Origin of the sequence: Agromyces terreus (assembly GCF_009749465.1) — a bacterium.
Taxonomy (GTDB): domain Bacteria; phylum Actinomycetota; class Actinomycetes; order Actinomycetales; family Microbacteriaceae; genus Agromyces; species Agromyces terreus.
Window position 1 is genome coordinate 1138974 of record NZ_WBIS01000001.1, and the last position, 8130, is coordinate 1147103.

Genomic DNA, 8130 nt, shown 5'->3' on the forward strand with positions numbered 1-8130 from the left:
CCAGTCTACGGTCGGGGTGCGACATCACCGGAGCCGCGCTCGACCCACAGCCGGTACCCGCCGCTGCCGTCCGCCGTCAGGAGCGAGGTGCCCGTGCGGTCGCTCCTGACGACGGCCGTGCCGACGCGGTCCAGCAGGTCGAGCAGGTCGCCGGCGGGATGCCCGTAGCCGTTGTCGGCACCCACGCCGATGATGCCCACCGTGGCGTGCAGCCGCTCGTAGAGCCGTGCGCTCTGATCCGCGGAGCCGTGGTGGGCGACCTTCACGAGGTCGACCGGGCCGGGCTCGGCCGAGGCCGACATGCGGGCCTGCGCCTGCTCGCCGAGGTCGCCGAGGAAGATCGCCCGGCCGGAAGCGCCGTCGAGCTGGAGGACGACGCTCGCGTCGTTGCCGGGCTGCGCCCCAGTGGGCGGCCAGAGCACCCGCCAGCGGGACTCGCCGAGCGTGCCGCGCATGCCGGACGTCACCTCGACGGAATCGACTCCGGACGCGTCGAGGGCGTCGAGCACTTTCGCCGAGCGGTGCCCGTCGGGCGGTCCGTGGATCACGGTGTCGACGAGGCCGAGCACCGCGTCGCTGCCGCCGACGTGGTCCGCGTCCCAGTGCGTGAGCACGAGCAGGTCGATGCGCTCGACGCCGAGCAGCGTGAGGCATCGCGTGAGGGCCTCCGGATCGGGCCCGGTGTCGATGAGCGCGGTCGCGCCCTCGGACCGCACGAGCACGGCGTCGCCCTGCCCGACGTCGCAGTCGGCGACATCCCAGTCGGGCGGATGCTGCGCCCTCGCGACGAGGCCCGGCCCGACGGCGACGCCGAGGGGAACCGCGACGAGCAGCACGAGCAGCCCCGCGACGAGACGACGTGCGGGGCCGGGCCCCGCACGGGCGAGCGCGAGCCAGAGCCCGGCGGCCGTCGCGACCACGAGCAGGAGCGCGCCGACCGCGTCGGCCGGCCACGCAAGACGAGCTGCGGGCAGGGCGGACGCGCCGTGCGCGAGGAGCGCGATCCATGTCGCGGGCACCCACGCGACCTGCATGAGCGCGTACCCGACCGAGGGCAGGACCGGCAGCACGAGGCATCCGATCATGCCGACGACCGTGCCGACGGGTGCGGCCGGTGCGGCGAGCAGGTTCGCGGGCACTCCGTAGAGGGCGATCGACGGGTCGAGCAGCACGAGCACCGGCTGGCACGCGAGCTGTGCCGCGATCGGGACCGCGAGCACGACCGCGAGGGACGTCGGCATGACGTCGGAGAGCCTGCGCGCCAGCGGGGCCGCGAGCAGCAGCAGACCGGCCGTGGCCGCAGCGGAGAGCGCGAAGCCGTAGTCCCGTGCGAGCCAGGGGTTCTGCGCGAGGAGGACCACGACGGCGAGCGAGAGTGCTGAGACGCCGCCTCCGCCCCGCGCCAGCGCGAGGCCGATCAGGATCACGACGGCCATCACCGCTGCCCGGATCACGCTCGCCTGGGGCGTCACGAGCACGACGAAGCCCGCGAGCGCCGTCAGGGCGAGCGCCACACGCGCGCCCCGCCCGAGCCCGCAGAGGGCGGCGAGGCCGAAGGCGGCGGCGGTGACGATGGCGCAGTTGGCGCCGGAGACCGCGGTCAGATGGCTGAGCGAGCTCGTCTTCATCGCGGCGTCGAGCGCCGGCCCGACCGCGGAGGTGTCGCCGATCGCGAGCCCGGGCACGAGCGCGCCGCCGTCGCCGCCGAGCCGGGCTGCGGCGACGTTGAATCCTCGGCGGAGGTCGCCGGCCCAGCTGAGCCAGAGCGGCGGTGCGGCGAGGATCTCAACCTCCGCGGGGCCGGTGAGGCGGAAGGCGTTCGGCTCGGCCGCGGGCAGCGGCTGCGCCCGGGCCCTGAATGCGATGCGCGCACCCCACTCGACGCCCTCGGAGGCGGCGAGCCCGACCGTCACCGGAACGGGGCTCGAGGTGCGGCCGTCGACGGCGACGACCGTGCCGTCGACCCGGATGCGCGGCGTCTCGTCCTCCCAGACGGCGGCCTGCATCGGCCGCGGCGGACTCGTCACCTCGAGCACGACCTCGGCCGCGCCGCGGTCCGACGCGATCGCGGCGAGCGGCGAGGCGGTTCGGTTCGCGAGCGCGACCGCCGCCGCGGTCGAGACGAGCGCCGCGGCCGCGAGCACGACGAGCAGCGTCGCCGCGATCGCGACGAGGGATCGCCGGCGCCCCGAACGCAGCACGAGCACCCCGAGGATGACGAGGATGACGGATGCCGCGCCCCAGATCACCCCGGGCACGAGCGCCGGGCCGGCCCCGAGGTCGGGCCCGGCCACCGCGATCCACGCGGCGGCCCATGCGGCGCACGCGGGCGCCAGCAGCCTGAGATCGCGCACTCAGAGCGCCACGAGTTCGGCGAGTCCGGCGAAGACGGCGTCGCCGATGCCCGCGACGTCGAGCAGTTGGTCGATGCTCGTGAAGGGCCCGTTCGCCTCCCGGTAGTCGAGGATGCGCTGCGCGAGCGCGGGGCCGATGCGCGGGAGCGTGTCGAGTTCGGCGAGCCCTGCCGTGTTCAGGTGCACGAGGCCGTCGGATGCCGCGCCCGGCGATGCCGCGGCGCCGCCGCCGGAGGCCGCCGCAGGCGGAACCTCGCCGACCGCGAACACCACGAGCTGCTCGCCGTCGACCACCGGACGCGCGAGGTTGACGCCCGCCGGATCGGCCTCGGCCGTGAACCCTCCGGCGGAGGCGACGGCGTCGACCACTCTGGCGCCCGGGGCGAGCTCGACGAGCCCCGGCCGGGCGACGGCGCCGAGCACGTGCACGAGGAGCGGGGTCGTGCCGACGTCGGCACCGGGCTCGCCGGCCTCTCCGGGCCCCCGACCCGCACGGGCGTCCTCGGCCGCACCGGTTCCGCCCGCGGCACCGTGCTCGGAGGAGGACGGCGCGATCGCCGCCTGCTCGCCGCCGCCGCCCGCGAAGAAGGACATGACCGCGGCGACCGCGACGGCCCCGACGAACAGCACGACCGCCGCCCCGACGGCGATGCGCACGCGCGGACCGGAGCGCCGGGCCGAGGGATCGAGCGCGTCGAAGGGGTCGGTCGGGACGTCAGGGGTTCGCGACGGAGGATCGGCTTCGGCACGTGCGGGCATGCCCGCACGCTACGACCGCCGGGAACGCACGACGGCCGCCCGGGTGCGAGCCCCGGACGGCCGTTGCGAAGGCAGCGCTGTGGAGGAGCGCTCAGCCCCTCGTGGCGATGTTCACGAGGCGCGGTGCGCGCACGATGACGTTCACGATCTCGCGGTCGCCGATCGAGCGCGCGACCGCGGCCGAGGCGCGCGCCATCGACTCGAGCTCTTCGCCGGAGATCTTCGGGGACACCTCGAGCCGGTCGCGGACCTTGCCGTCGACCTGCACCACGGCGGTCACGGATTCTTCGACGAGCAGCGCCGGGTCGGCCTTGCGCCACGGCACGAGGGCGACGGTGGGCTCGTAGCCGAGACGCTCCCACATGTCCTCGGCGGTGTACGGCGCGAACAGGTCGAGGATCATCGCGGTGACCTCGGCCGCCTCGCGGACGGCGGCGTCGCCCGCACCCGCCCCGGAGTCGATCGCCTTCCGCGTCGCGTTGACGAGCTCCATGAGACGCGCGACGACGACGTTGAACTTGAACGCCTCGACGAGACCCGGGGCGTCGGCCAGCAGCCGGTGGGTGATGCGGCGCAGGCCCGCGTCGCCCGACTTCCACTCGATGTCAGGGCTCGAGGTCACCTCGCCGGCGATGCGCCACGCGCGGGCGAGGAACTTCGCCGCACCCGTCGGCGAGACATCCGCCCAGTCGATGTCGTCTTCGGGAGGCCCCGCGAAGGCGAGCGTCACGCGCAGCGCATCGGTGCCGTGGGCCTGCAACTCGGAGGCGAACTCGACGAGGTTTCCGCGCGACTTCGACATCTTCGAGCCGTCCATGAGCACCATGCCCTGGTTCAGCAGCGACGTGAAGGGCTCGGTGAAGCTCAGGTACCCCTCGTCGAAGAGCACCTTCGTGATGAAGCGCGAGTAGAGCAGGTGCAGGATCGCGTGCTCGACGCCGCCGACGTACTGGTCGACGGGCGCCCACTTCTCGGCCTCGGCCGGGTCGAACGCCACGCCCTCGTCGTTCGGGTTGAGGTAGCGCAGGTAGTACCAGGAGCTGTCGACGAACGTGTCCATGGTGTCGGAGTCGCGCCGCGCCGCTCCCCCGCAGTTCGGGCACGCGACGTTGACCCAGTCTTCGGCGGCGCCGAGCGGGCTCGACCCCTTCGGCTTCAGGTCGAGGCCCGCGGCATCCGGAAGTCGCACCGGAAGCTCGCTCTCGGGAACCGGGACCTCGCCGCAGTCGGGGCAGTGGATGATCGGGATCGGCGTGCCCCAGTAGCGCTGGCGCGAGATGAGCCAGTCGCGCAGGCGGTAGTTCTTCGAGGCGCGGCCGAGCCCGCGCTGCTCGAGCAGGTCGATCACGCGGCGGATCGCATTGGACTTGGAGAGCCCGTCGAGCGATCCCGAGTTGATGAGCCGACCCTCGCCGGTGAGCGCCTCGCCGGTCTCGGCGGGGTTCAGCGGTGGCAGGTCGTCGGGCAGGTAGGGCACGCCGTTCTCGTCGAGGGGGATCACGGGGATCACGCCGGTGACGGGCTGGTTGGTGTCGACGACTACGCGCACGGGCAGGTCGAAGGCGCGCGCGAAGTCGAGGTCGCGCTGGTCGTGCGCGGGCACCGCCATGATCGCGCCGTGGCCGTAGTCGGCGAGCACGTAGTCGGCCGCCCAGATGGGCAGGCGTTCGCCGTTGACGGGGTTGATCGCGTAGCGCTCGAGGAACACGCCCGACTTGGGGCGGTCGGTCGAGAGGCGGTCGATGTCGCTCTCGGCGCGGACCGACTCGAGGTAGCCCTCGAACCGGGCCCTCACCTCGTCGGATGCCCCGGCCGCGAGCTCTGCGGCGAGCTCGGAGTCGGGTGCCACGACCATGAACGTCGCGCCGAACAGCGTGTCGGGGCGCGTCGTGAACACGGGGATGCGAGCCTCGCGGCCCTCGATCTCGAACTCGACGTCGGCGCCGGCCGACCGGCCGATCCAGTTGCGCTGCATCGAGAGCACCTTCGACGGCCATGCGCCCTCGAGCTGGTTGAGGTCGTCGATGAGGCGGTCGGCGTAGTCGGTGACGCGGAAGTACCACTGGGTCAGGGCCTTCTTCGTGACGACCGCGCCGCAGCGCTCGCAGTGCCCGTCGACGACCTGCTCGTTGGCGAGCACCGTCTGGTCGTTGGGGCACCAGTTGACCTGGCCGGCCTTGCGGTAGGCGATGCCCTTCTCGTACAGCTTCAGGAACAGCCACTGGTTCCAGCGGTAGTACTCGGGGTCGCTCGTGTGCAGCTCGCGCGACCAGTCGAAGGACGGCGCGTACTGACGGAACGAGCGCTTCTGCTGCTCGATGTTCTCGTACGTCCACCCACGGGGATCGACGCCTCGCTTGATCGCGGCGTTCTCGGCCGGCAGGCCGAAGGAGTCCCAGCCGATGGGATGCAGCACGTCGAAGCCCTGGTGGCGCCAGTACCGCGCGACGGTGTCGCCGTAGCCGAACGCCTCGGCGTGGCCCATGTGCAGGTCGCCCGACGGGTACGGGAACATGTCGAGGATGTACTTGCGCGGCTTCGTGTCACCGGGGCGACCGGCCGCGAACGGCTTCGCCTCCTCCCAGACGGGGAGCCACTTCGCCTGGATGGCGGCGAAGTCATATGCGCCGGGGTCGACCTCGTGCTGATCGTGTGCCACGTGACTCTCAATCGTGTCGATGCGGTTGCCCGCGAAAGCTCCAGGGCACGCCAGACGTCGACGCACCGAGAGACAAGCCTACTCACTCGGGCTGGGCGCCCGCCGCGCCCAGGATCGCCAGCAGCGCCCGCGCCTTCACCCGGGTCTCCTCGATCTCCTCCTCGGCGACGGAGAGCGCCGTGATGCCGCCGCCCGTGCCGATCGAGGCGCCGCTCGGACCGAGCACGATCGAGCGGATCACCATGGCGAGGTCGACCGCGCCGTCGATCGCGAGGTAGCCGAACGCGCCCGAGTACACCCCGCGCGGCCCCCCTTCGAGCTCGTGCAGGATGCGCATGGCGCTGTGCTTGGGCGCTCCCGTCATCGAGCCTGCGGGGAACGACGCCTCTACGGCGTCGAGGGAGGTGAGCGGATGCCGCAGCCGGGCGCGCACCGTCGAGACGAGCTGATGCACGTGCGGGTACTCCTCCACCGCGAGCAGGCTCGGCACCTCGACGCTGCCGAGCTCGGCGACCCGGCCGAGGTCGTTGCGCATGAGGTCGACGATCATGAGGTTCTCGGCGCGCTCCTTGTCGCTGGCGAGCAGTTCGCGGCGCAGCCGTTCGTCGTGCGCGGCGTCGGTGTGGCGTGGCCGTGTGCCCTTCATCGGCTTCGTCGACACGACCCCGTCGGGCGTGACGTGCAGGAACAGCTCGGGCGAGGCGCTGAGCAGCGCGTGGTCGCCGAAGCGGAGGTACCCGCCGTGGTGGCTGGGGCTCGACGCGCGCAACGCGAGGTAGGCGCTCGCGGGGTCGGGGGCGGCGTCGACGTCGATGCGGTTCGTCAGGCAGAGCTGGTACGCGTCGCCGCGGCGGATCGCACGCTGGCACTCGGCGATGAGCGCGGCGTACTGCCGCGGCGCGTGGCGCCACCGCACCTCGGGTGCCGCCTGCTCGGCCGAGGGCGCGGCCGGCTCCCCCGAAGACGGATCCGCCGACGGCCCGTCGGGCGGGAGGTCGGGGAAGGCGCCCTCGGCGAGGCGGGACCAGACGTCGAGCACCTCCTCGGCCCAGTCCTCGGCCGATCCGGCGCCGCGGTCGGCGCCACGGTCGTCGCCGCCGTCCGACTCGTCGAGCCACACGAGGTCGGCGGAGCGTTCCGCGTGATCGAACACGACGGCCCGGTCGACCCAGAGCCACGCGGCGTCGGGCGCGTCCGTCGCGGCGGCGGGCACGCCGACGACGCGCGCGCCGAACTCGTAGCCGAACCAGCCGTACCAGCCGAGCAGCGCGCCGGGCCCGTCGGCTCGCTCGCCGCCGTCGTACTCGTCGACGGGTTCGCCGCCCAGGCGCTCGCCCAGCACGGCGAGGACCTCGTCGACCGTGGCGGCCGTGGTGCTCGGGCGATCGGATGCCGCGGGGCGGCCGCGTGAGACCGTGCCGGCCGCGACATCCGCCGTGACGAACTCGCTGCCGGCGTGCGCGGCGGCCATGATGCTGAGGCCGGACGACGCATCCGACCCGCCGTCGAGCCAGACCGCGTGGGCGGCCTCGGAGTAGAGCGCGCGGAACAGCAGGTGCGGAGCGATCCACCCGTCGAGCCGGCGGCGTCGGATTCGGCGCGGCATCCTCTCACCCTATGTCGTGGCGCCCGCCTCGAGCCGCCCCGCGTCCATGGTCGCCTCGCGGTCGACGAGGTCTCCGGCGACGGGGGCGTGCGAGATGACGAGGACGCTCCTCCCGTCGCGCCGCGCGGCGGCGACGAGGTCGCGCAGCAGCGCGTCCGCCTGCGCGGCGTCGACGTTCGCCGTCGGCTCGTCGAGCACGAGCACCGGGAAGCCCGCGAGCATCGCGCGCGCGAGCGCGATGCGCTGCGCCTGCCCGCCGGACACGAGCGAACCGCGTTCGCCGACGCCGGCGTCGAGTCCGCCGCGATCGAGCACCCATTCGCGCAGGCCGACGAGGTCGAGGGCGTGCAGCAGGTCTTCGTCGGCCGCGGCCTCGCGCGCGAAGAGCAGGTTCTGGCGCACCGACTCGTCGAAGAGCCACGGCCGCTGCTCGACGATGCCGACGATGCGCCGGACGGCGTCGGGGTCGAGCGTGCGGGCGTCGACGCCGCCGAGCCGATACGAGCCCTCGTGGTCGAGGAAGCGCACGAGCACATGCGCGAGCGTGGTCTTGCCGGCGCCGGACCGGCCGCGGAGGAGCAGGCACTCCCCCGGTTCGAGGTCGAGGTCCACGTGCGAGAGCGCCGCGGATGCCGCGGGCCCGGCCGCTCCGGCGGGCCCGACGGACCCGGCCGGCGGCGCGCTCTCCGGCCAGGCCGCCCGAACCCCCCGAAGACGGAGCGCCGGCGGTGCGTCCCCGGCGGGCGGCTCGG

General features: G+C 73.7%; 5 protein-coding genes. All 5 read right to left on the minus strand.

Annotation, left to right across the window (positions count from 1 at the left end):
- Positions 1 to 5 precede the first annotated feature (5 nt).
- Positions 6 to 2354, minus strand: coding sequence for a ComEC/Rec2 family competence protein (locus tag GQQ92_RS05140; protein WP_156998084.1), 2349 nt, complete (start codon positions 2352 to 2354; stop codon positions 6 to 8).
- On the minus strand, positions 2355 to 3113 hold the full coding sequence (locus tag GQQ92_RS05145) for a ComEA family DNA-binding protein (protein ID WP_232057497.1): 759 nt from the start codon (positions 3111 to 3113) through the stop codon (positions 2355 to 2357).
- 91 nt (positions 3114 to 3204) lie between these two features.
- A complete protein-coding gene (leuS, locus tag GQQ92_RS05150) occupies positions 3205 to 5772 on the minus strand; it encodes a leucine--tRNA ligase (RefSeq protein WP_197738074.1) in 2568 nt (855 codons plus the stop codon).
- An 82-nt stretch (positions 5773 to 5854) separates the two neighbouring features.
- Positions 5855 to 7378, minus strand: coding sequence for an anthranilate synthase component I family protein (locus GQQ92_RS05155; protein WP_156998085.1), 1524 nt, complete (start codon positions 7376 to 7378; stop codon positions 5855 to 5857).
- Between the two features lie 9 nt (positions 7379 to 7387).
- A partial coding sequence (locus GQQ92_RS05160) for an ATP-binding cassette domain-containing protein (RefSeq protein WP_156998086.1) occupies positions 7388 to 8130 on the minus strand: 743 nt, incomplete at its 5' end.